Source organism: Ignatzschineria cameli, assembly GCF_003121895.1.
Lineage (GTDB): Bacteria > Pseudomonadota > Gammaproteobacteria > Cardiobacteriales > Wohlfahrtiimonadaceae > Ignatzschineria > Ignatzschineria cameli.
The window spans coordinates 1-25135 of sequence record NZ_QEWW01000009.1 but is presented as its reverse complement, the minus strand read 5'-3'; the positions used below and the strand labels follow the sequence as shown (position 1 = coordinate 25135).

General features: G+C 38.6%; 21 protein-coding genes, 2 tRNA genes and 1 other RNA gene. 15 read left to right on the top strand and 9 right to left on the bottom strand.

Annotated features, from left to right (window positions below):
- Positions 1–10: 10 nt before the first annotated feature.
- From efp to DC077_RS09245, 7 genes are all read right to left on the bottom strand, one after another.
- Positions 11–580 carry an elongation factor P gene (efp, locus tag DC077_RS09275; protein ID WP_094568475.1) on the bottom strand — a complete coding sequence of 190 codons (570 nt, stop codon included), beginning with the start codon at positions 578–580 and terminating at the stop codon, positions 11–13.
- 78 nt (positions 581–658) lie between these two features.
- A complete protein-coding gene (locus DC077_RS09270; RefSeq protein WP_109202148.1) occupies positions 659–1759 on the bottom strand; it encodes a TRAP transporter substrate-binding protein in 1101 nt (366 codons plus the stop codon).
- Positions 1760–2500: 741 nt separating this feature from the next.
- Positions 2501–3586, bottom strand: coding sequence for a TRAP transporter substrate-binding protein (locus DC077_RS09265; protein ID WP_109202117.1), 1086 nt, complete (start codon positions 3584–3586; stop codon positions 2501–2503).
- Between the two features lie 93 nt (positions 3587–3679).
- On the bottom strand, positions 3680–4777 hold the full coding sequence (locus DC077_RS09260; RefSeq protein WP_109202116.1) for a TRAP transporter substrate-binding protein: 1098 nt from the start codon (positions 4775–4777) through the stop codon (positions 3680–3682).
- 307 nt (positions 4778–5084) lie between these two features.
- The gene (locus tag DC077_RS09255) at positions 5085–6497 is read right to left on the bottom strand and encodes a TRAP transporter large permease (RefSeq protein WP_109217989.1); all 1413 of its coding nucleotides are present in this window, start codon (positions 6495–6497) and stop codon (positions 5085–5087) included.
- Positions 6491–7033: a TRAP transporter small permease subunit gene (locus DC077_RS09250; protein ID WP_109217988.1), complete on the bottom strand. Its 543-nt coding sequence runs from the start codon at positions 7031–7033 to the stop codon at positions 6491–6493. Before DC077_RS09250 ends, DC077_RS09255 begins: the two co-directional genes overlap by 7 nt.
- Before the next feature lie 492 nt (positions 7034–7525).
- Complete coding sequence (locus tag DC077_RS09245; protein WP_109217987.1) at positions 7526–8578, bottom strand: class 1 fructose-bisphosphatase; 1053 nt, start codon at positions 8576–8578, stop codon at positions 7526–7528.
- Positions 8579–8856: 278 nt separating this feature from the next.
- Between DC077_RS09245 and fur the strand changes: the two genes are divergently transcribed.
- The 14 genes from fur to DC077_RS09175 all read left to right on the top strand — a co-directional run bounded on the left by fur (position 8857) and on the right by DC077_RS09175 (position 21071).
- Positions 8857–9279: a ferric iron uptake transcriptional regulator gene (gene fur / locus DC077_RS09240; protein WP_094568468.1), complete on the top strand. Its 423-nt coding sequence runs from the start codon at positions 8857–8859 to the stop codon at positions 9277–9279.
- Complete coding sequence (locus tag DC077_RS09235) at positions 9264–10877, top strand: ArnT family glycosyltransferase (protein WP_109202112.1); 1614 nt, start codon at positions 9264–9266, stop codon at positions 10875–10877. The genes fur and DC077_RS09235 overlap by 16 nt, the downstream gene beginning before the upstream one ends.
- A gap of 425 nt (positions 10878–11302) precedes the next feature.
- Positions 11303–13210 (top strand): peptidylprolyl isomerase, encoded by a 1908-nt coding sequence (locus tag DC077_RS09230; protein WP_109202111.1) that lies wholly within the window; start codon positions 11303–11305, stop codon positions 13208–13210.
- A gap of 137 nt (positions 13211–13347) precedes the next feature.
- Positions 13348–14379, top strand: a complete 1032-nt coding sequence (murB, locus tag DC077_RS09225) for a UDP-N-acetylmuramate dehydrogenase (RefSeq protein ID WP_239990256.1) — start codon at positions 13348–13350, stop codon at positions 14377–14379.
- Positions 14380–14463: 84 nt separating this feature from the next.
- Positions 14464–15048: an MlaC/ttg2D family ABC transporter substrate-binding protein gene (locus DC077_RS09220; protein WP_109202110.1), complete on the top strand. Its 585-nt coding sequence runs from the start codon at positions 14464–14466 to the stop codon at positions 15046–15048.
- Between the two features lie 120 nt (positions 15049–15168).
- The gene (locus DC077_RS09215; protein WP_109202109.1) at positions 15169–15453 is read left to right on the top strand and encodes an STAS domain-containing protein; all 285 of its coding nucleotides are present in this window, start codon (positions 15169–15171) and stop codon (positions 15451–15453) included.
- A gap of 170 nt (positions 15454–15623) precedes the next feature.
- A tRNA-Gly gene (locus DC077_RS09210) sits at positions 15624–15699 on the top strand.
- 8 nt (positions 15700–15707) lie between these two features.
- Positions 15708–15781 (top strand) — tRNA-Cys (locus tag DC077_RS09205).
- Positions 15782–15809: 28 nt separating this feature from the next.
- An RNA gene (ffs, locus tag DC077_RS09200) (signal recognition particle sRNA small type) lies at positions 15810–15906 on the top strand.
- 34 nt (positions 15907–15940) lie between these two features.
- Positions 15941–17920 carry a DNA polymerase III subunit gamma/tau gene (gene dnaX / locus DC077_RS09195; RefSeq protein WP_109202108.1) on the top strand — a complete coding sequence of 660 codons (1980 nt, stop codon included), beginning with the start codon at positions 15941–15943 and terminating at the stop codon, positions 17918–17920.
- Between the two features lie 387 nt (positions 17921–18307).
- Positions 18308–18637, top strand: a complete 330-nt coding sequence (locus DC077_RS09190; RefSeq protein WP_109202107.1) for a YbaB/EbfC family nucleoid-associated protein — start codon at positions 18308–18310, stop codon at positions 18635–18637.
- A 21-nt stretch (positions 18638–18658) separates the two neighbouring features.
- Positions 18659–19252 (top strand): recombination mediator RecR, encoded by a 594-nt coding sequence (gene recR, locus DC077_RS09185; protein ID WP_109202106.1) that lies wholly within the window; start codon positions 18659–18661, stop codon positions 19250–19252.
- Between the two features lie 8 nt (positions 19253–19260).
- Positions 19261–19602, top strand: coding sequence for a histidine triad nucleotide-binding protein (locus DC077_RS09180; protein WP_109202105.1), 342 nt, complete (start codon positions 19261–19263; stop codon positions 19600–19602).
- Positions 19603–20021: 419 nt separating this feature from the next.
- On the top strand, positions 20022–21071 hold the full coding sequence (locus tag DC077_RS09175; protein ID WP_109217986.1) for a cytochrome-c peroxidase: 1050 nt from the start codon (positions 20022–20024) through the stop codon (positions 21069–21071).
- A gap of 145 nt (positions 21072–21216) precedes the next feature.
- Here DC077_RS09175 and DC077_RS09170 read toward each other — a convergent pair whose 3' ends face one another.
- Both DC077_RS09170 and DC077_RS09165 read right to left on the bottom strand, forming a co-directional pair.
- On the bottom strand, positions 21217–22254 hold the full coding sequence (locus DC077_RS09170) for a cation diffusion facilitator family transporter (protein WP_275663944.1): 1038 nt from the start codon (positions 22252–22254) through the stop codon (positions 21217–21219).
- A gap of 269 nt (positions 22255–22523) precedes the next feature.
- Complete coding sequence (locus DC077_RS09165; protein ID WP_109202103.1) at positions 22524–23057, bottom strand: GNAT family N-acetyltransferase; 534 nt, start codon at positions 23055–23057, stop codon at positions 22524–22526.
- Positions 23058–23597: 540 nt separating this feature from the next.
- Between DC077_RS09165 and DC077_RS09160 the strand changes: the two genes are divergently transcribed.
- Positions 23598–24848, top strand: a complete 1251-nt coding sequence (locus DC077_RS09160) for an ArsB/NhaD family transporter (RefSeq protein WP_109202145.1) — start codon at positions 23598–23600, stop codon at positions 24846–24848.
- The last annotated feature ends 287 nt before the right edge of the window (positions 24849–25135 follow it).

Below are 25135 nucleotides of genomic sequence, written 5' to 3'. Positions count from 1 at the left end.
AAAATTACTTTTACTTGTTTACACGAGACACATACTCGCCTGTGCGTGTGTCAACCTTGATCACTTCACCGATTTGTACAAAGAGTGGTACACGAACAACGGCACCTGACTCAAGCGTCGCAGGTTTACCACCTGTTCCCGCAGTATCACCCTTTAGACCAGGATCTGTATCAACAATCTTCATTTCAATGAAGTTAGGCGGAGTCACCGTAAGTGGAGCGCCATTGTAGAGTGTAACAGTGCAAGTATCTTGCTCCATTAACCATTTTTTTGCATCCTCTACCGCACTCTCATTTGCAGCGACCTGATCAAATGTTTCTGGATTCATGAAATGCCAAAATTCCCCATCGTTATACAAGTACTGGAGTTCAACATCCATGACATCCGCACCTTCAACAGATTCTCCTGAACGGAAGGTCTTTTCGATAACACGACCTGTTTTGAGGTTTCTGATTTTGACGCGGTTAAATGCTTGACCTTTACCAGGCTTAACCATCTCATTTTCGATGATTGAGCATGGATCCCCATCAAGCATAATCTTTAGTCCACTTTTGAATTGATTTGTTGTATATGTTGCCATTTTATAATCACTATATCCTGCTAATAAATTTTTCTATGCAGATTATACCTGAACTCCATTTTAAATTCAGCTTACATCTTACCTATTTTGTTTACGCAATTGGGTTGTCATAAAGCTTTGAAATATATTCTCATTGATTCTAAACCATTGGTATTCTTGGTTGAGGAAAGCCTTCCAGTGATCGTAGACCATTTTAAAGTCTGGATTTTTAGCTGACTCCTCTTTATAGATTTCTTGAGCTACCTCATAAGAGGCTTCTAAAATTTCTTTTGAGAAGGAGTGAAGTTTTGCACCATTTTTTGTTAATGTCGCTAATGCGGGTGGATTTTCAGCATCATATTTTGCAATCATCCACTGATTTATTTCAGCACATACTGTTTCAAAAAGATCTTTATAGAGCTGAGGAAGCTCATTCCATTTTGCATCATTGACATAGAAAGAGACAGTGGCAGCGCCTTCCCAGAATCCCGGTGTATAGTAGTAGGGTGCAACGGCTTGAAGTCCTAATTTTTCATCATCATAAGGTCCTACAAACTCGGCAGCATCAATAGTCCCTTTTTCTAATGAGGAGTAGACATCGCTTGCCGGGATTGTTTGTGGAATGACGCCTAATCTTGAAAGAATTTCTCCACCGAAACCTGGAATACGGAACTTAAGACCTTTAAGGTCCTCTAAAGTATTAACCTCTTTTCTAAACCATCCTCCCATCTGTGCAGTTGTATTACCGCCTGGGAAGTTGATGATATTGTATTGTGCAAATACTTTTCGAAGGATCTCTAATCCTCCGCCGGCATAAAACCAAGCATTTTGCATTCGGGCACTCATCCCAAATGGTAAGACAGTATCAATAGAGAGCGCTGTATTTTTCCCGTGATAGTAGTAAGAGGCTGTATGGCCAACTTCGACCGTTCCTTGGGAGACTGCATCAAAAACTTGGTTGGCAGGAACGAGTTCGCCGGGGGCAAATACTTGAATTTCAAATTGACCATTGGTCAGTTTTGCTAATTTTTCAGATAGCATTGTTGATGCTGCAAATAGTATATTGAGATTTTTAGGAAAACCTGCGGCAATACGCCATTTCACTTTTGGAAATGTTTCCGCTTTAGCCATTGAAGTTGCTGCTAATCCAGAAATAGCTGCGGCTGCTCCTGCTTTTTTCATAAAATCACGACGTTTCATCTCTACTGCTCCCTTTGTCGAATGCATTGTGAGATATTGACTCTTCTTCAAAAAGCTCAGAGTAGAACTCAGTAGAGTTTGTCGAGCCAATTAATCTCTTGATAAAATTTAAATGGGTTAGGTTAGTTAAGTTAATTAAATAGGTTAGTTGCTTAAATTAAGCATGATAGAGAGGCATCCTCCCCACTGTTAGTCATTAAGCATCTATTTCGCATTTTGCATTCGATGGGTAAATCGTCCTTGCACAGATTATCTCAAGGGATAGATTGAGATCAGTTGCTATCTCTCATAGGGTTTATAAGAGATAGAGCGTCAGATGCAATAGATCTAATAAAAGTGATCACTCTTAAAAGTTTATCATCACTACTTTTATTAAATCGTCAAATCGTCAAATCATTAAATCGTTAACTAGGTTGTTAATTAAGTAATATAAATATGTAATACAAAAACATGTTAAAAATATGTTAGCTAATATTGAATACAATATTTTCTATACCATAGATCAATATAGACCGAAATTATAGGAAATACTATGGGTGAAAAGTACATTAAAAGTACAAAATATAGATTCGAGATGAATAGAAGTGCTTTTCTCGATTATTTGTTCTCTCTTTCCATGATTCCTCTATTACCTAATTTCTTATCTCCTGATTCCTAGGGCGATCTTTATTGAGTGACATTCATTAAGTGATATTGATGACTAATCGATTATCGATACTGAGTCATCAAAAATTGTTCTTGTTACTTGCGTAATTGTGAAAACATAAATTGTTGGAAAATATTCTCATTAACTCTAAACCATTGATACTCTTTATTGAGAAAGTTTTTCCAGTGTGTATAGACTCGCCTAAAGTCCTCATTTACTTCTGACTCTTCAACATATATCTCTTGAGCTACATTGTAGGCAGCTTGCATAATATCTCGAGAAAATGAACGAAGTTTAGCACCATTTTGAATCAAGGTTGCTAGAGCCTCTGGGCTTTTCGCATCATACTGCGCAGACATCCACATATTAACTTCAGCGGCTGCTCGTTCAAATATTGTTTTGTATCGTTGGGGAAGGTTATTCCATGCATCTTGATTGACATAGAAAGAGAGCATCGATGATCCTTCCCAAAATCCTGGAGTATAATAGTAGGGTGCAACTTCTTGAAGCCCTAAGCGCTGATCATCGTAGGGACCGACAAATTCAGTTGCATCGATAGTCCCCTTTTCGAGTGAAGAGTAGATGTCTCCTACAGGGATATTTTGAGGAATGGCACCGAGTCGTGCAAAGATCTCTCCCCCAAAGCCTGGAATTCTAAATTTTAATCCTTGAAGATCATCGACTGTTTTCACCTCTTTTCGGAACCAGCCTCCCATTTGTGTATTTGAATTCCCTCCTGGAAAGTTGACGATATTATATTTTCCAAAAAGTTCTCGTAAAACCTCAATTCCACCACCGGCATAACACCAAGCATTTTGCATTCTGGTTGTTAAACCGAAGGGGAGGCAAGTATCTATGGAGAGGGCTTTATTTTTCCCATGATAGTAGTTAGAGGTGCTATGACCTACTTCTACAGTTCCATTTTGGATCGCATCAAAGACTTGTGTAGAGGGAACGAGCTCGCCGGCAGCAAAAACTTGAATCTCAAATTCACCATTACTCATCTCATAAATGGAGTCTGCTAAACGTTGTGATCCTCCAAATACAATATCGAGATGTCGTGGAAAGCTTGAGGTCATCTTCCACTTAACTTTTGCAGGTGTCGCAGCTTTAAGTAGAGAGAGGCTTGCGGCCCCTCCAGTTACTAAACCTGCTTGCGCTATAAATTTGCGGCGCTTCATATCTTTTTATTTCCCCATAATATATATAGTGATTGAAGAGAAGAGGTATCTGATAAAGCTAACTCATATTGCCATTATATTCTCTAGGCTTCTCTAGGTTGTCTGTTTTCTAAATTGGGAGAACATAAACTGCTGGAAAATATTTTCGTTGACTCTAAACCATTGATACTCTTTGTTAAGGAAAGCTTTCCAGTGAGTATAGATTCTTCTGAAGTCTTCGTTAACTTCAACTTCTTCTGCATAGATCTCTTGTGCGGCATCATAAGCTGCTTGTAGGATCTCGCGTGAGAATGAACGGAGTTTAGCCCCATTTTGAATCAATGTTGCTAATGCTTCTGGGCTTTTCGCATCATATTGTGCAGACATCCACATATTTGCTTCAGCAGCGGCACGCTCAAAGATAATCTTATATTTTTCAGGAAGATTTGCCCAAGCATCTTTATTGACATAGAAGGTGAGCATTGCAGAACCTTCCCAGAATCCAGGCGTATAGTAGTAGGGAGCAACCTCTTGGAGTCCTAAGCGTTGATCATCATAGGGGCCGACAAATTCTGTTGCATCAATGGTACCCTTTTCAAGTGATGAGTAGATGTCGCCAACAGCAATATTTTGGGGAATTGAGCCAAGGCGAGAGAAGATTTCACCTCCAAAGCCAGGGATACGAAATTTAAGGCCTTTGAGATCATCAACGGTTTTCACCTCTTTACGAAACCAGCCTCCCATTTGTGTATTTGAGTTGCCGCCAGGGAAGTTAACGATATTATATTTATCAAAGAGTTCTCGTAAAACCTCTGTTCCACCGCCGGCATAATACCAAGCATTCTGCATTCGTGTTGTAAGCCCGAAGGGTAAGCAGGTATCGATTGATAATGCCTTGTTTTTTCCATGATAGTAGTTCGATGTCGTATGGCCTAATTCAACAGTGCCATTTTGAATTGCATCGAAAACTTGGGTTGATGGAATAATTTCGCCGGCAGCAAAGACCTGGATCTCAAATTCCCCATCACTCATTGCATAGACAGAGTCAGCTAACCGTTGAGATGTTCCAAAAAGTAGATCGAGATGTCTTGGGAAGCTTGAGGTCATACGCCATTTTACTTTAGCGTTATTACTTGCTTTTGCGCTACCGAGTGCGCCAATGCCAGCTCCTGCAATAACCCCTGCTCGGGAGATAAATTGTCGACGTTCCATAGTCAGATTAATCCTCTCTTAGTGATAATGATTTAGTATTTAGTATTTAGTAATTAGTAATTATAGGTGTCATCGATGCTCTATTAGCATAACTTGTCAATTGTAATTTAGCTGATGTAATTAGCATCTATGTAAAATTAAACGTATAGAGCATGATCGATAAATCTATCAAAGGTCTAACGCTTAATGTCTAAAGGTAGCCCTTTTAGAATGCGTCTTCTATCTGAAGAGATAGAGCGCAAGAGCAGAGCTATGGTTTATATCTGTCTGCTCATCGATAAGCCTGGTAGGCGTTTGTAGTTTAATATTAAAAATCAACACCAAAGTCGTCAAAGTCACTAAAGCTATCCATCCCGGTGTCGAGGTTGAACTCAATATCAGATCCTGATCCTTCAAAGCGTTCAATCTTTTCAGTTTTAATAATATCAGGGAAAGAGATTAAAATGACAACCATGATGATCTGTAGCAATAGGAAAGGTGTTGCGCCGTAGTAGATATCTTTGGTTGTTACCTCTTTTGGTGCGACTGACTTAAGGTAGAAGAGTGAGAAGCCGAAAGGAGGGTGCATGAAAGAGGTCTGCATGTTCATCGCTAAGATGATCCCAAACCAGGCGAGGTCTATCCCTAAAGAAGAGGCAATTGGTAGCAGGAGCGGAACTAGAATAAGGGTGATTTCAAAGAAATCTAAGAAGAATGCTACAAAGAAGATTAAGATATTAACGGCGATAATAAAACCAAGAACTCCGCCGGGAAGATCTCCTAAAATCCCTTCAATCCAAATACCTCCGTTTAAGCTCGTAAATGCTAGCGAGAAAAACATAGAGCCGATCATAATAAAGACAACAAAAGTTGTAATTTTGACACTCTGATCGAGCGCTTGATAGAGGAGCTTTTTAGTTAGCGATTTCTTAAATATTGCTAAAATCATAGCACCAACAGCACCAATAGCACCAGCTTCTGTAGGAGTTGCCATTCCTAGAAAAACAGTTCCTAATACAAGGAAAATGAGCGTTACTGGTGGAATGACACTTGTTACGACTTTTTTTGCTAAAGCCCTTCCATGTAGTGTTCTTGCCGTTTCAGGAATTGCCGGCATAGATTGAGGTTTTACTAATGTCAGAACAAAGATAAAAAGAATATAGGCACCGATCAGTAGGGCGCTAGGAATAAGAGCAGCTTTATACATCGCACCAATAGAGACGCCTAGCTGATCTCCAAGGACAATTAAAACAAGGCTTGGAGGAACAATTTGCGCTAAAGTGCCAGATGCTGCAATAACCCCTGATGCGATTCTTTTAGAATAACCATATCGAAGCATAATAGGGAGAGAGATCAATCCCATTGCAATAACAGAAGCAGAGACAATTCCGGTTGTTGCGGCAAGCATTGTGCCGACAAAGATGACTGAATAGGCTAATCCTCCGCGCATTTTTCCGAATAGTTGCCCCATGGTATCGAGGAGATCTTCGGCCATTCCAGTTCGTTCTAAGACGAGACCCATCAGGGTGAAAAAGGGGATCGCAAGTAAGGTATCATTACTGATAATACCGAAAAAGCGGTCGCTCAGTGCGCCTAGGAGCGCAAAATCGAGCTGACCGATAGAGATACCAACAAGTGAGAAGAGTAAGCCTGTAGCTGCTAATGAGAAAGCGATGGGATAGCCTTTTAAAAGAAATAGAATTAAGGCTATAAACATTAATGGGGGTAAAAAATCTAACATTGTTGCTGTTGCTCCGAGTGTTTAGCGATGTCGTTAGAAGTGCGAAGCGTGATAATTGCTTTGCAAAGTTCAGAAACTCCTTGAAGGATAAGGAAAAACATTCCAACAGGAAGTAATGCTTTAATAGGGGCTCTTGGAAGTCCACCAGGGTTTGAGGACATTTCCCAAATTTGCCAGGAGCTGATAGCAGGGCCAATTGTGAGATAAAAAAGCATTATGAAGGCGGGAAAGAGGAAAAAGACAATACCAATAATCTCTACAGTCGCCTTCACTTTTGATGAAAAACGATTAGAGATAATATCTATCCGAATGTGTTGGTCTTTTAGATAGGTATAGCCTGATCCAAGCAAAAACACCACTGCAAAGAGATACCATTGAACTTCTAACATACCATTAGAGCTCATATTGAAGGCATATCTAAAGAGTGCATTTCCCGCAGAAATAATTGTTGCTAGAAAAATAGCTATAATTGCAATTTTTCCTAGTGCAATATTAATAGTGTCGATAATGTGCGAGATTTTTTTTAAGATATTCATGGTTTAGAACCGCTTATATAGTTTTGCTTGAAAATAGAGGTTGAAAATTTTAGATTGAGGTGAAATTTTTAGTTGAATCTAAAAAAGGCTGTTACATGCAAGTAACAGAGCGCATCAGTTAATGTACTGTATATTCTACATTTTGCAAAATTTCTTAAATGTCTGAGTTATCCTGGATTGTCGGCAATCTCATCCTCCTTTCTCTTTTTGTTAGATATCGATATGATTTTCTTTCAGTTCTTTGTAATTTAGATCTTCTCTTTGAGCTAATTTTATGACCTGTTTTTTCTGCTTTTTAAAATTACCTAATTAAAGCTTCAATCTTTTTAAGTCACAAGCGTCTGCGTTTCTATAATGATCGATCGATGATTTTGATGTGGCGCCGATATAGTAGAAGCAAGAATAGGTGTAGGTTCTAGGAGAAGAAAAGCTATAAAAAACGCTGACAATAGTTATTATCAGCGTCTCTTTCGTTTTTAAATAGCTTGTTAACTAGGCATATTTTTCACATTTGTGTGTGAAGTTTTTTCCTGTTTCGTTCGCATATGCTTTGTGGTTATCAAGGATGATCTGCATTTCATCGGATGATCCCATAATTACAGGAACGCGCTGATGAAGCTTCTCAGGTGCTAAGTCTAAAATGCGCTCATATCCTGTTGATGCGATACCGCCAGCTTGTTCGACTAAAAAGGCCATTGGATTAGCCTCGTACATTAAGCGAAGGCGCCCACCCTTTTCTGTTAGTGAACTATCCATCGGGTAAGCAAAAAGACCACCTCGTTGAATTAATCTATGGATATCCATCACCATCGCTCCGACCCAACGCATTGTGAATTTCTTCTTGCGAGGGCCATCAACACCAAGATCACAATCATCAATATATTGGCGCATAGGTGGTTCCCAAAGAGTTCGATTCGCCTGATTGATTGCATATTCAGAGGTCGTGTTGGGAATCTGCATATTGGGGTGAGTGAGGATAAATTCACCGATAGCAGGATCGAGCGTAAAGCCATGAGTCCCATATCCAATTGTTAAAACCATCATAGTTGCCGAACCATAGAGGCAGTAGCCCGCACATACCTGTTTAGTTCCTTCTTGCAAGAAATCCGCTTCAGTTGGATTTTTTTTATCAGTTTTTAAGATTGAGAAGATGGTACCAATAGGGCCATTGATCTCAATATTGCTCGAACCATCTAGCGGATCAAATATGAGAAGGTAGTTTCCTCTTGGAACATTTTCAGGAATATTAAAGACATCATCCATCTCTTCACTCGCCATAGCGGCAACATGTCCGCGATTAGCATTATTTTTGATGAAAAGCTCATTTGCGATGACATCTAAGATTTGTTGCGTTTCTCCTTGGCAGTTTTCATTGTCTGTTGCACCAATAACATTGGCAAGTTGACCTTTTTGGACAGCTGCCGCAATCATCTTGCAGGAAACCGCGATATCATTAAGGAGAAGGGTAAAATTACCGGTAGCTTCGGGGAAGCGACGTTGCTCCTCCATAATAAATTGTGAGAGCGTTACGCCAAAGTGAGTCATTTAAATCTCCAGAGTCTGATTTAGGTAATAAAAAATTGTGAATATGATATCCTTTTTAGAGCTTTAGATAAAGCTATTTGTAGTAAGTGTGTAGTTTGTGACCCCATCCATTAGTGATAAAAAGCGCACGTCTTCTATGCTTGGAATTGTGATGTTTTACGGTTATACTCACCTTTAGATTAATATCTTAGAAAGGGGATCTAGAGATTGATCATTCTAAGGATTATAAAATAATTTATCATCCATCTAATCAAGTTAATGGAGATTAATAACTAAATATGAGTTCAACAGAGTTAAAAAATGCTGGTTTAAAAGTAACGCTTCCACGTCTAAAGATTTTAGATATTTTAGCAAAAGCAGCGGCAACTCCTGTTTGTCACCTCACGGCAGAGGAGATCTATATGCAGTTGAGCAGCTCAGGGGAAGAGGTCGGTCTTGCTACGGTGTATCGAGTATTGACTCAGTTTGAACAAGCTGGGCTAGTTCGTCGCCATTTCTTTGATGGTGGTCAGTCGATGTTTGAGATTGATGATGGCGATCAACATGATCACATTATCTGTATTAATTGCGGGCATATTGGTGAGTTCTCTCATGAGAAAATCCATGAGAAGCAGGCTCAAATTGCTGCAGAATTAGGATATGAGTTAACAGACGCTCGCACAATTTTGCACGGTATTTGTGCTCAATGCAGAGAGAAATAATCTTTTTACGACAAGAGTTTACGACTCGTCGTTATGCATTTATCTGGATTAGTATTTGGCTAATCCTGATATTTGCTACGTGGTTTTCACGCCCTCTAATTCCATTTCAGGAGACGCTTTTTTCCGGAGTTGTATGGGAGATGTATCAATCGGGAGATTGGCGTTATCCCATTATCAATGGTCATTATCAGCATACGCTTTTTCCTCTCAATTACTGGTTGGCATTGGGAGGTTGGCAGCTTTTTGGTGTTTCTGAATTTACACTTCGCTTATTAGCGACACTCTTTAGTTTAGCAACGCTTTTTTTAACGGCATGGGCGGCTTATCAGTTGTGGCCCGATAGAAGAGAAGTGCGGGCAAATGCACCGTTAGTACTGATAGGTAGTCTTGTCTGGACTCTATTTGCAACCGCTAATGTAGAATACCTCTATTTCACTTTTTACCTGATGTTAACGATGAACTTTCTTATCAGAGTTTGGTGCTTTGATCAGAAAGTTTGGTGGGTCGGCTTTGTGATTGCGCTGACATTAGGGCTCTTTTCCTCAGGATTGATCTTCTTATTGGTGACAGCCCCTATCATCTTTCTTGCACCTTATTGGGCGAGCAGATCGTGGCGTCAAATTTATCTTTACGGCATTCTTTCCACGGTAATTGCACTTCTGTTTTTTTTAATATGGGCCTTTTATAGTGCAGAAAGTTTAGGGTTTTCGCTATTTGATGCATTAGGATTAAAGTATTTAATTGGCGCGTTGAGCAATACACCACCTTTTTATATCTATCTGCTCAATCTTGTTGTTGTTCTTTTCCCTTGGCTCTTTTGGCTAAGGATATATCAGCTTTTTAGAAGTGCAGAACGAGATGAGTCACTCAATTTTGTGATTATTTGGTTTCTCTATCTGATTGTCATATTGGGTGTTTTAAGTCTAACCTCGCTCGATGCTCTTTTGCCACTCTATCCAGCTTTTGGTCTAATTATTGCTCGAATTTACCGGCAAGGAGTTAGCCGTAAAAGAGATGTTGCTCTAATAACTCTAGTGATGGTTGTTGTCGGAGCCTTGTTGATCTTTATTCCTCAAAGTTATCTCTACTGGGGACTCCCTAATTGGGTTGGTGAGGTTTCTCCTTTTTGGGGAGCGGGATTGATCTTATTTAGTATTACTCTCTTCTTTAATGCCACAAATACTCGAATTATGACATTGGCCTTAATGAGTGTGGCATTAACACTTGCTATCAACTTTGGAGTTGTCAGAGTTGCGACAGATTTTTATGATTTAACCCCGGCGGGGGAGCGTGTCTCTTGGTACCAATCAAAAGGAATGAAGGTTGCTCATCTTTCAGATTATCGAGGACATTTACATTTTGTAGGAAAGATTCAGGAACCAATTATTGAGATTGGGACTATGGAAGACTTTAACACCCTGATCGCAGAGGATCCTCAATCTAGGATCATTCTTTATCTTGAAGGAAGAGATCAGCTGTTAGATGAGATGGTCGAATATTGGCAACCATTTAGAGGGCGATATTTAATGATCATAAAGGCGGGAGATTTCGATCTTTGGATGAAGACACTCCCTGAGGAGAGTAGGCCATTAGAGTAAGAAGTCCTAGAATCAGTCTTTTCATGGTATCTCTTATCTCAATTTTTCAGAGCTGGTTTTTTAGTAATGATTCAGTGATTAATTGAGTTAGGAGTCGGTTTAAATGACTTATTTATTAATTAGTTGCTAATAGGTATAATTTGCCATTTACAATTGAGGCTTAGAGAGCAGATTTCATATTGTACATTTCATATTGCACATTCCATATCTTACAATTATCTGTCGTGGTTATAGAGTAGTAGTATGGGGTGGATAATTTAATTGTTGGTGACTATCTCAGTTCTTACATTTATGTTTTAATATTTCAATGTTTTTATTTAATGTTGAGTTTAAAGTTTTGAGTTCAAATTTGGGTTTGTAGAAATATCGAGATATCGCATATATCGATCAGCCATTAATTCAAATAATAAAGGTGATTTTTAATTATGATGCAATTCATCAGAGACCGTGCAAATAGTGTATGGGCAAAGGTATTACTAGGAGGGGTGGCTATCTCTCTTGCAGGAATTGGGGGGACTCAAATATTTAGTGGCCCAAGTGCGGATACTGTTGCGACAGTTGATGGAGAGAAGATCTCTTTGCAAGAGGTTGAAGCACAGTATCAACAACTGCTCAATGCGAATGCTCAAAATGTCGATCTGTCAGAAGAGTTGCAACGTCAATATCGTTTAATTGCAAGGCAAGATCTCTTGCAGCGTCGAGCGATGGATGCGCAGATTAAGAAGTGGGGAATCAGAGCTTCTGATAAGTCTGTTGCAGAAGAGATTATATCGATTCCAGCTTTTCAAAAAGATGGTGTTTTTGATCAAGAGACCTACAAAACAGCGCTTTTTTATGCAGGATACAATATTGAGTCCTTTGAGGAAGCAGTCAGAAGAGATGTTCAGGAAAAGGTTGTAAGAGAAGCATTAGTGAATAGTGTTTTTATTCCTGAGAAATCATTAATTGAGCAGATAGAATTTGCCGGTCAAACACGAGATATTGAGGTCGCTAGCTATAATTATCTACAGGATTTAGATAGCGTAGCTGTCTCTGATGAGGCGATTGCTCAGCATTATGATGTTAATCATGAGAAATATGTAACTCCTAATCGTATTAAGTTGCAGTATATCGAGTTATTACCGCAATCAAGTGCGAATTCATCATCTGATCTCGATGCAGAGGCGGTTGCTGCTGAAGTGGAGCGTTTGCAAAAAGCAAGTGAGCAGCGGCTATCAGAGCAGTTTACGATTGAATATACATCAGAAGCAGAAAAAGAAGATGCAATCGCACTCTTATCTGAGTTGAAGGCGAAAATTGACTTAGGAGAACTCACTTTTGATCAAGCTAAAGAGAGGATTACTGCGTTAGATAATGCCTATTATAATAAGAATGGAAATTTCAAATATGGGGTTGCAGGAATTCCAATCTTTGATGATGCGCTATTCTCTTTAACGATTGAGGAGCCTATATCAGTGCCTATTATTACTGATGGTGAGGTGCATATGATTCATCTGCTCAATATTAGTTCTCCATATAGTAGCCATGAGGCTTTAGTAGAGGCGGCAGAAATCTCCTTAAAAGAGAAGGTGCAAGTTGATCGTTATCTCGAGCAGGAGATGCGTCTTCAAGAATTGGCTGAAACCTATACTGAATCTTTAAGCGAGATTGCTCAGGATTTAGGTGTTGAGTTAAAAGAGAGTGATTGGTTGAATGTTGACAATCAAGAAGGCTTGTTAGCTAATCCGACAGTTTGGAATGCAGTTAATAGTTATGATGTGATGGAAAATGGCCGTAATTCATTACCATTTGCTTACAATGATCAACCTAATCATGCGATGATTGTTCGTATTGCTGAGCAAGAGTCGAGCCGACCTAAGAGTTTGGAAGAGAGTTTTGATGAGATAAAAGCTGAGCTTGCTCAGGAGAAGGCTAAAGAGGGTATTCAAAAGCAAGTAACTGCAATGTTAGAGGCGGGAGATCAGCAGAGCTTCCGAAATGATATTGAACAATTGGGATTTGCTTATAACCAATATAATGATCTTTCAATCTCTTCTATTGGGCGTCTTTCTAAGCCTGTGGAGCAACATGCCGTCTCTAATGGGTTTCAAAAAGTGCCGGCTCTAGAGGAGGGGAAACCTTCTTACTTGGTAGAAGATATCGATGGGCATATTGTTGTTATTGCAATCAATAATATTGCTAAGGGTTCATTAGATGATTTTTCAGATGATGAGCAGATGCAAATTAGAGAGTACTTACAAGGTATTGAGGCGAGCTATGAATATCGTGCATTCCAACAATATCTTTTGAATAACAGTAATATTAAGATCTATAACAATAGCTTTTTTGAATAGATTGTCAGTATGAGTTGTTAGTATGAGGCATTAGTAATAATGATGAGTAGGTTGGTAGGGATATCAACCTCTCTTTTTTTATCAAAAAAATAGCGCTATTCGATAATTGCTATTCGATAGTTAGATGGTAGGCATGAATGATGCAGCAAATGACGCAAGTTGAAAATATTCAGGAAAATTATGCACTACAAAAGCTCAATACTTTTGGTGTAGCAATCAAGAGTCGTTATCTCTTTCTGTTAGATAATTTAGCTCTGATTCCTTCTTTAAAAAAATTACCAGAGCCACAACTGATATTAGGTGGGGGAAGTAATATTCTTTTTACAGAAGATTATCCAGGAACGGTGATACTCAATCGGTTGATGGGGGTGGAGATCTTAGGAGATAGTGAGAATTTCATCATTGTAAAAGCAATGGCAGGAGAAGAATGGCATCCATTTGTAGTTCAAATGAATCAACGAGGATATCTAGGGCTAGAATATCTTGCATTAATCCCGGGTAGAGTCGGTGCAGCACCAGTACAAAATATAGGCGCATATGGCGCTGAAGTTAAAGATTTTATTACGGCAGTCGAGGTGTATGACTTTCAAGAAGAGAGAATAAAAGTACTCGATCGTGCTGCTTGTAAATTTGGTTATCGAGATAGTCTTTTTAAGCAGGAGAGCGGTCGATATTTGATCATATCAGTGACATTTAAGCTTCTTAAAAAGATGGAGCCTCAACTTCGCTATCGGGCGCTTCAGGAGTACTTCGATTCTAGAGGAGAGCAGATAGAGGAGCTTACTATGAGTGATATTATGAATGCGGTTATAGCTGTTCGTTCTAGTAAGCTTCCTGATCCTGACTTTATCGGTAATGCTGGGAGTTTCTTTAAAAATCCGATTGTTACAAAACAGCAGGCTGAAAAAGTTAAAGAAGAGTACCCTGAGCTTGTAATGTACCCAGATCAATTGGGTTATTGTAAGCTTGCCGCAGGGCAGTTGATTGAGTTGAGTGGTTATAAGGGGCTCTATGAGAATGGAGCCGGGATGTATGAGAAACAGGCCTTAGTGCTTGTTAATTTAGGGTGTAATGATGGGAAAGTACTATGGAGTCATGCGCTTAAAGTACGAGAGGGTGTGTTTGAAAAGTTTGGAGTTATGCTTGAGCCGGAGCCTTTAATATTGTAGTTTTTCCCCTTAAAGCGTTATAATTAGCCCATTAATTAGTTTTAGATAGGACTTAAAATGAAATATAGCTTTAAAAAGATCATAATGTTTGGTTTTTTTGTGACATTACTCTCCTTCTTCCAAGCCGCAAATGCACAAGAAGATCCTATTAGTGTTATCAAAAATACATCTGATCAGCTCTTTAAAACATTAAAAGCGGAGCGAGCAACACTAAAAAAAGATCCTAATAAGGTTTATGGCATCGTTGAAAAGATTTTAGTTCCTCGTTTTGATTTTGGAACAATCTCTCAATGGGTCATGGGGCGTTCATGGCGAGAGGCGACACCTGCACAAAGAACGGCATTTACAAATGAATTTCAGCGTCTCTTGATCAATACCTATGCAGGGGTGTTGCTCGACTACTCTGATGAAGAGCTAAAGGTATTACCTCTTCCCCCTAATGCAGCGAAAGGAGATGAAGTGACTGTTCGCTCAGAGATCATCTCTAAAGATCGCCCACCAATTGCAATTAACTACTCTATGATTAAAGCCGGGCAGCGTTGGATGGTTTATGATGTCTCTGTTGAGGGCGTTAGTATCGTTGCAAACTATCGCTCTGAAATTAGAGAGTTAGTTTCAAGAAATGGTATTGAAGGGATGATCAATATCTTAAAGCAAAAGAATAAGTAATCTCTGTAGAAGGTTGTTGGGAATAGAAGAGGGATAAGGGGGTGGTAAATAGAACTTACCACCTCATTTTCTTTATAGAGATAAGGTTATGATGATAAATCGTTAAGGGAAGGGGAAGTGATGGAAAAGAGAATCGCAGAGGTTGTAGAAGAAGCATCAATTTATCAATTAAAGGGGTGTTTTGATAAATTTACTATCCCTGAGAAGTGGAAGCAGCTAAAGGGTCAGTGGGAATCAAATCCCCCTAGCGTTATCGATCTTTCCGGAGTAGAGGAGTGTGATAGTGCTTTAATTGCATTACTTGTGGAAGCTAAGCGTTTATCTCCAAATCTTGCTATTGACTCAATCCCTGAGAATCTAGTACAATTACTCGAGTTATATCAAGTTAAGGATCTCTTTTCATAGGTGAATTAACGCTTAATATTTTCGAATTGGTTTTATATTTATATCTTGCGACTAACTTGTAGCGGAGTTGCAAGTAATTCAGTAAAAGTAACTCAGTCAAATATTGTTCAATTGTTGCTCTAATGTTTGACTGAAATGAAATAGTCGATATAATACGTATCTTCACTTAAGCGGGAATAGCTCAGTTGGTAGAGCACAACCTTGCCAAGGTTGGGGTCGCGAGTTCGAGTCTCGTTTCCCGCTCCAAATATATAGGCTGGATAGCAAAATGGTTATGCAGCGGATTGCAAATCCGTAGACGCCAGTTCGATTCTGGCTCCAGCCTCCAATTTTATGGCCCGTTCAGTGGTGGCCTGTATTGGCTTCCTAACAATGAACTATTGCAAACCGTGTCAGGTCCGGAAGGAAGCAGCACTAGTAAGACCTTCATGTGTTATGGGTCGGCTAATACGGGTCATCTCCATATCTATCTGAAAGTGATGACATAATGACTCAACAAGTTCTCGCACTAAAATGGCGGCCTCGAACCTTTAGCGAAGTCATTGGTCAGCCTCACGTAGTTCAAGCCCTCTCAAATGGTTTAGATAATAATAGACTGCACCATGCATTTCTATTTACAGGAACTCGGGGTGTTGGTAAAACTACTCTAGCAAGAATCTTTGCAAAATCTCTCAATTGTGAAAAAGGTGTCTCTTCATCCCCTTGTGGTGTTTGTTCCATCTGTAAGGAAGTTGATGAAGGGCGATTTGTCGATCTTATCGAAATTGATGCGGCATCTCGTACTCGGGTAGAGGATACGCGAGAGATTTTAGATAATGTTCAATATGCGCCGACACGTGGTCGTTATAAGATATATCTGATTGACGAAGTACATATGCTCTCTAATAGTAGTTTTAACGCTCTATTAAAGACGCTTGAAGAGCCGCCGAGTCATGTTAAGTTTTTATTAGCGACAACAGATCCGCAAAAACTCCCTGTAACTGTATTGTCCCGTTGCTTACGTTTCCAGCTGAAAAGAATTCAGGATGATGAGATTGCTGCGCAATTAGAGAAGATATTAAGTAGTGAAAAGATCGATTTTGATTCTTCCGCAGTGCGATTGATTGCAAAAGCGGGAGATGGGAGTATGCGCGATGCGCTCTCTCTACTAGATCAAGCCATAGCATATACAGGGCAAAATATTGCTTATGAGCCTACACGTGAGATGTTGGGATTAATCGATACACAATATCTACAATTGATCCTTTCTGCTTTAGCATCTCGTCAGGTTGAATCGCTGTTATCTGCTCTCAATATTATTCGGGATAATGGATTGGATTATCACCGTTTTTTAGAAGAGCTTATTGATGCATTTCATCTTTTAACGATGATTCAGATTTCACAAGAAGTCGCAGATGCTCAATCTTTGGAATACCAACTATTAGCAAAGCAGTTTAGGGCTGAAGATCTTCAACTCTTCTATCAAATTGCATTAAATGGGCGGAAGGATCTACAAAATCACCCAAATAGTGAGGTTGGATTTGAGATGACCCTATTGCGAATGCTCTATTTTGCACCACAAGCTCCAATAGATGTCACTGCGCAAACAACAGATGATAATGGCTCGACTTCTCTTGATGGAAAAACCGGAAATGAGGCGATAACAGCATCTCAAGTAACATCACAAATCGCATCGCAAAAAATGTCTCAAAAAAAAAGAGTAACTAATAGTGACTCTAATTCATTAGCGTCAACGGTTATCACAGCAGAGACAATCGATTCTAAAGTCTCTAAAGAGGGCTCACATGCTCAAGATTTAAGTGGTGAAGTAGTGGGTACAGTGGGTGAGGAAATCATCAAAGATGATACTTTTGAACAGAGAGAGAGAGTTGCAGATATCGATCTTCCTTGGAATGAGACAGATGTCGAAACAGTATTACCTATGGAGAGCAGTGATGCTCATCTTAGTGAAATGCAAGCTGATATACCGGCTGATATAGAAGTTGATCCACAGCTAAAGAGTGATGAAGATAGTGTAAATAGATTACCAGCATCTAAGTCGGTTAGAGGGGGGATGCTGATTAATGCGGATCAATTGGTTGATAATGAAGCTTGGTTGATGCTTGTCTCAGAGTTATCACTCGAGAGCGTTCTGTCTGGAATTGCACATAGTCTTGTTTTTAAAAGCTTTAAAGATAACTTATTAGTTTTAGAACGCCCATTATCAGTTAAAGATTTTAGAGTTGACGAGGCTGAAACAAGGTTAGCTTTAGCGATATCATCCCAATTAGGGAGAGAGATCTCCTGCAAAATCGAATATGTGGAAACATTAGCCGCAGAAAATCTTCATGAGCGTGTTGAGCGGCTTGATGAAGAGAAAGCTCAAAAAGCATTGCAGGATCTCTTAGAAGATGATGTTGTCCAATACTTACAGCGAGAGCATGGGGCACGCTTATTAGAACGTACAGTTAAATCACTCATTGAATAAGGGGATGATTAGATTCTCTTTAGAAATTTTCTCGACTCTTTTTCGCTTTTATAAAATTTTTTAAAGGTTAATTACCGCAACTTAATATTAATATTGATTCAATTGTGCTATTTTTTAAAATCGATACAATTTTTTAGATCCTTTTCGCCAATAGACGATGAGCTAAGAAGATATTTGGGGAAGAGGTTATTATTTGAGCTATTGAAGCGATCAATTTTTCGTTACTATTGATCCTCATTCTCATTGAATATAAATTGCCTTGTCAAAGCAGTTGTGAAAATGCAATTGTAAAAACCAATTGTAAAATTAATGATTAATTCAGCTCTATCAATCATGAGGATGGGTAGAGATTATAAATAGAAATTACAGAGAGTAGAAGGAGACCTTATGTTTAAAGGTGGAATTGCTGGAATGATGCAGAAAGCGCAGCGCATGCAAAAAGAGATGGAAAAAGCGCAAGAAGCTTTAGCAGATATTACTGTAACTGGAGAATCAGGCGCCGGGTTAGTGAAGATAGAGATGAGCTGTCGTCACGTCGTAAGAGCTATTCGTATCGATGACTCTTTGATGACAGATGACAAAGAGATGTTAGAAGATCTTTTAGGGGCTGCATTTAATGATGCTTTGGCTAAGGTAGAGAAAACATCTTCAGAGAAAATGTCTGAAGTTACAGGGGGATTAGGTCTTCCTGCAGGGATGAAAATTCCAGGATTCTAATCGAAGCTTAAGGGGGAATGAGTGTATCCTAAATCATTACAAGATGTCGTTGATGCTTTGAGAATTTTGCCTGGAGTAGGGCAGAAGACAGCATTAAGAATGGCACTCTATCTTTTAGAGCGCAATCAGAATGGTGCAAAGAGTATTAGTAGAGCGCTTGATTATGCGGTCAATACTATTCAAAAATGCTCTCAATGTCGCAACTTAACGGATAATGACATTTGTGATGATTGTTTAGATATGAGCCGAGATGAGTCACTGCTCTGTGTTGTAGAAAATCCAGTTGATGTTTTTGCATTAAGACAGAGCATAGAATATAAAGGTCGCTATTTTGTTCTCTTTGGACGTCTCTCTCCTTTAGATGGAATTGGACCTCATGAATTAGGTTTAGATCTGTTGGAGTCGCGATTATCGGAGGGTGTCATTAAAGAGATTATTTTAGCGACAAATACCACGGTAGAAGGTGAAGCTACGGCTCATTATATCGCTGAGATTGCAAAACAATATGATATTGCAGTAAGTCGAATTGCACATGGTGTTCCATTAGGAGGTGAGTTAGAGTACCTCGATGGTGGAACTCTATCCCATGCATTTTCAGCGCGAAAAAGTTATTAGGAGGTTGTGTGAGTACAATATTCGGTAAAATTATTCGTAAAGAGATCCCGGCAAAGATTGTCTATGAAGATAATGAGGTGTTGGCATTTGAAGATATTCAGCCTCAAGCACCTATCCATATTTTAGTGATTCCAAAGAAAGAGATTCCAACATTAAATGACCTAACAGGTGAAGATGCGGAATTGATGGGAAAACTCTTCTTAGTTGCACAAAAAATTGCGAAAGAGCAAGGATTTGCCGAAAAAGGTTATCGGACTGTCTTTAATTGTAATGGAGATGGAGGGCAGACTGTTGACCATATCCATCTTCATCTATTAGCCGGTAGAAGTTTAACTTGGCCACCGGGTTAATCGCTTATGTTATGAGATGAAATTAGCTTTGTACTAATTTTTACACTAAAAATTTGAAATCTGAAATCTGAAGTTTGAAGCAGTCAATAGCGTAATTGACTGCTTTTTTATTGAAAGAAATATTTTTATAAAAGATTTTGATGATTTATAGGTGGCTATGATGGATAGTAGGGCGGTGTCAATAAATCTCTATTATTTAAGATAATTTACATATGTATGGATCGGATATAAATTTGCAAGCATAAAACGAGATTATTTGATTTAAATAGGCTTTTTTTGAAATAGATCCTCTACGGCTAGGTTTGCTGTATGAAATTACTTACTATAAGTAAGCAGGAAAAGATTGATTAGTTCTAAGTAGTTAGTCAATTGGTGATATTGATACCTTTTTCACTATTTTTTATAAAAGGAGACGATAGATGTTTAGTAGGAAGAAGTTGTATACTCTCGGAATATTAGCTTTAACGGTAGGGGTCTCATTTGGGCAAACTGTTGCGAATAATGGATCAGTGCGTCAGGAGCCTATTATTCCTCTTATCCAGGAGGTTGTTGTCGATGAGGGGAAGGCTGAGTTAGGGAAAAAGCTCTGGTTTGATCCTAGGCTTTCGAAGTCAGGTTTTATCTCATGTAACTCATGTCACAATCTTAGCATGGGAGGCTCAGATAACTTGCCGACATCTATTGGACATAAGTGGCAAGAAGGCCCTATCAACTCACCAACTGTATTGAACTCAAGTCTCAATTTTGTGCAGTTTTGGGATGGGCGAGCAGCAGATTTGAAAGAGCAAGCCGCTGGACCTATTGAAAATCCAAAAGAGATGGCCTCCACGCATGATCTAGTTGTTGATGTTATAGCCTCAATACCGGGCTATGTTGATGAGTTTACTGAAGTCTATGGTGATGGGGATATTAATATCGATCGTATTACTGATGCAATTGCTGTGTTTGAGGAGACTTTAATTACACCAAACTCTCGTTTTGATCAGTGGTTACGAGGTGATGACAATGCCATTACGGCAGAGGAATTAGCAGGATATGAACTCTTTAGAAACAGTGGCTGTGTAGCTTGCCATTACGGCGAGGGGATCGGTGGATCAAGCTTCCAGAAAATGGGACTGTTAGAAGAGTATAAAACTGACAATCTAGCAAAAGGCTTAGCCGATTATACTGGGAATGAGTCAGATGAGATGTTTTTTAAGGTGCCTACGCTCAGAAATGTTGTTTTAACCTATCCCTATTTTCATGATGGGCAAGTCAATACCTTAGAGGAAGCAACCCAAATTATGGGACGACTACAATTAGGCCGAAACTTTACTGATGATGAAGTCAAAAAGATTGTTGCATTTTATGGAACCTTAACGGGTGATCAGCCACAAATTATTTTGCCTATCTTGCCCCCTTCTAATAATGATACTCCCTTACCACGTCCTTTCGATGAAGATGAGGAGATTGTTGTAGAAGAGAGTTAAGGTTTAATTTAGTCATTATTAATAAAATAGAGATAAAATAGAGAAGCCCTATGATCCAGTCATAAGGGCTTTTCATAAAGTAAATTATTTATAATATTTATTTATAGTGTTGTTTTTAAGGGAATTAGTTAGAAAATGGAAAGATTTAATCTCTACCCTCAATACGTTTGATCTTCTGCTCCGCCAAATCTTCAATTGTATGCCTTTGATCTTCTGCAACAAGTTTTGCCGTCCACTCTATTTCGCCTACAAATTTCATCTGTCTTTGTGGGCATTCTTGGAGCGCACATATTTCGCAAGAAAAAGGCTTACAATCATCTGTATGAATATACATCTCATGTTTCTCGCCAAACTTATCCTCTAATGCTTTAGTCATTTTATCGAGTTCAACATGTGCTTCTCGCATATTAAGGTACCAAGGAAGGGTAAGATGAGCATCAAGATGAACATGATTTCCATACTTAATAAATCTCACTTTATGAAGATCGACCCAATAGGGGGATCGATGTTCATTGGCAGTCTCCACAAACTCTTCGATCAGATCTTCATCAACTTCATCCATAATGCCAGCAATTGACTCTCGAATGATATGAATTCCAGAATGGATAATAATTCCTCCAAAAATAAGTGCAATTGCAGCATCTAACCATTGCCATCCTGTTAGCCATACAAGTAGTAGCCCAATAATAATACCCACAGTTGAGTAAGTATCTGAGTGGAGATGTTTACCGCCGGCAATTAGCGGTAGGACATTATGTTCTTTTCCTCTTTTGATTGCGAAGTAGCCTACAACATAATTGATAATGGCGGTGATGGCGATTAAGAAGAGTCCTGATCCTAAGCTCGAAAGAGAAGTGTCATCAAAGAGGAGGCGTTTTACCCCTTCATAAATAATGATAATTCCGGCAAATAGAATTAAAGCTCCCTCTACGCTTGCGGAGACAAATTCAATTTTCCCATGTCCATGGGGGTGATTATGATCTTTTGGTTTAGCTGATAGATAGAGGCTGAAAAGTGTAAAAGCGCCCGCAAGCATGTTAGTGATACTTTCTAGTGCGTCTGTTAGGATCGCAACTGAAGAGGTAACATACCAAGCAATAAATTTTAATATGAAGAGGAAGATTGCAACGCCAAGTATAATTTTTTGAAAGTTATAGTTAGCGCGATCATCTGCGTTCATCATGATGATGCTCCTAAGTTTCTACTGAGTGTTGGTTTTTTAAGATTTAAGTAATGAGATTAAAATCTTTAAAAGATTTAAAAAATGATTTAAAAAATAATAAAAGATTGAAGTAATAGGTTGAAGTGATACTTAATTATTACCTATTGAACTATTAAACGAGTTTATTAAATGAGCTCATTGAATGAGGTAGGTAAAGTGTATATGTGAGTCTATATGCAAGTATCACTCACGAATATTGCCTGTTTAAATATCAACAGAGTGTATCGTTTCTATTTCTGGTTGATTCGGCTATAGACAACTTGATCAACAAAATCGCCACAGAGGTTTTTAGTATGGCGTAATACTCCCTCTTTTTCCATGCCAATTTTTTCCATAACTCGACCAGAGGCACCATTTTCTGCTGTATATTTAGCCCAGATTCGCTCAACTTTTAGGGTGTTGAAGGCAAAATCGAGTAATTTTTTTGCAGCTTCTGGAGCATAGCCATTTCCCCAATATTTTTTATTGATAGCGTAGGCTAATTCTGCAGATCGTTCCTCTTCATTTATACGAAGATCACAGGTACCTATCATTTTTCCATTTTCTTTAAGCTCAATAGCAAAATTTCCTAATGGGCTACGCATAAAGAGATTAGCGATAATCCACTTACTCTCTTCTAGTGATTGGTGTGTAGGGAATGTATTTTTTGTATTCTCAGGATCACTTGCATACTCGAAAAGATCTTCGGCATCATCTAATGTAATAGGGCGAAGGATTAATCGATCGGTTTCAAGTATGCGGTTTTTAGCGAGTTGATAAAACATAAGGTAGTACCTCTAATTTTGAATAGATGGGAGGATTCTAAGATTAGGGAAGAGAGAAATATCCTATCATTCTAGGATAGATCATCTTTAAATGGTTTTACTTCTTAAATGATTCGATCATTTATAGTGTTCAATTTAGTTATGGCAGGATGAATTTAAAAAAGACTCTAGAAGGAAAGAGAATCTATTTTTATCTATAAGTTCTATCCTATTAATATCTACCACCTAAATTATACTACGTAACTCTCATATAGAATTCTCTATTATCTCTAATATTATATAGAGCAATAAGAGCTTATGAGGGGTGCTTATTTTATCACTTTTCACTCTTACTGGTAATATTATAAAGTGAGATAGATAAGTGGTAACAATGATTGGTTTTAATCTTCTGTTTCTTTTGCTTCTTTTGGGCATCATAGAAAGAGTAATAATATTTTCTACGGAATTTTAAGTAGTTGTTATAAAACAGGCTGTAATGAGAAGTAGATTGTAAAGAATAAATGATAATTAGATCGATAAGGTAAGCAGGGTTATTGGATGATAAATAGTACCGTAGTTCTCTTTTTATTAGTCTATTTGGCAATGGCATTAGGAAAGTTGCCGGGTTTTAAGCTAGATAGAACAGGTAGTGCCTTAGTTGGTGCTTTAGGGCTGATGGTGATCGGTGATATTACCGGGCAAGAAGCATGGGATGCAATTAACTATAAAACTATAGCATTACTATTTGGGTTGATGGTTCTCTCTGGTGCCTTTGGAGTTTCAGGTTTTTATAGTTATGCAACTTACAAAGTTGCCTCTTTAAATGTGAGTAGTCCGCTTTTATTGGCAATTTTAATCGGTGTTTCGGGAGGGCTCTCCTCTCTTTTAACAAATGATGTAGTTGTTGTAGCGATGACTCCTCTTCTCATATCTTTGACGATGGCGCGAAATTTAAATCCTATTCCTTTTGTTTTAGGTTTCTGTTTTGCTGCTAATACAGGCTCTGCAGGAACACTAATCGGCAGCCCGCAAAATATGATTATTGCGCAATCTCTCGATCTAAGTTTTACGGAGTTGTTAAAAATAGCGGGCATTCCAGCATTACTATCGATGGTTTTAGTGTGGGGTGTTACCTCTTTTATTTATAGAGGGCGCTGGCAGCTATCTGATACGAAAAATATTGATAAGCTATCATCTAATAAGCAGCTACGAAAGGATAATATAGCTATCAACCATGTTGAGCTTTTAAAAGCAACGCTAGTTGCGATTGTAGTGATGATTGCATTTGTTTGGGATCTTTGGCCCCAATCATTAGTAGCGCTTGCTGCGGCAGGAGTTCTACTGCTCAATAAAAAGATCGCATCGGATGATGTTTTAAAAGAGGTGAATTATAACTTGTTGATCTTGATAGCGAGTCTCTTTGTAGTCAATAAGGCGATGGCTATGACTGGTCTTCCTCAATTATTTTTGGCGGAGTTAAAAACTTGGGGGTTGGACCTTAATGATCCACTTTCTCTGCTGTTTACCGGAGCAATATTGAGTAATAGTGTTGGTAATAATCCGGCAGTAATGTTATTAACGCCATACCTTCATTCAGGAAGTAATGCCGCCTCATTAGGTGCTGCTTTAACATTAGGTACCGGATTTGCTAGTAATCTAATGATTTTTGGTAGCTTAGCCGGAATTATTGCGGTTGAAGAATCTAAGAAGCATGGCGTAATTATTACTTTTGGGGAGTTTTTGAAATCAGGTTTTTTAGTAGCTGGAAGCTGTTTAGCGATGGCTGCAGGTTGGATTTATTGGTTTTATTAAAAAAAGAGTTGCAAATAAAATTGAAAGGGGTAAGATACATCACCTCAGGCGACACAGCCCTTTTGAAAACAGCAAAAAGCAACGAAATAAGCAATATAAATAAGTAGTGTTTTTTTGAAATCTTTGAATGTTTTTAAATAAAGTTGTTAAACAGTTTTACTTTTTAAGTCTCTTTTTTTAACGTTGGTTTCAAGGTTTAGTTTTAGGTTCGAAGTTGTTTAAGTTTGAATTTAAAATGCTTTAAGAAACGGTTTAAAAAATAGTTAAAAATAAGTTTGACAAGTTTA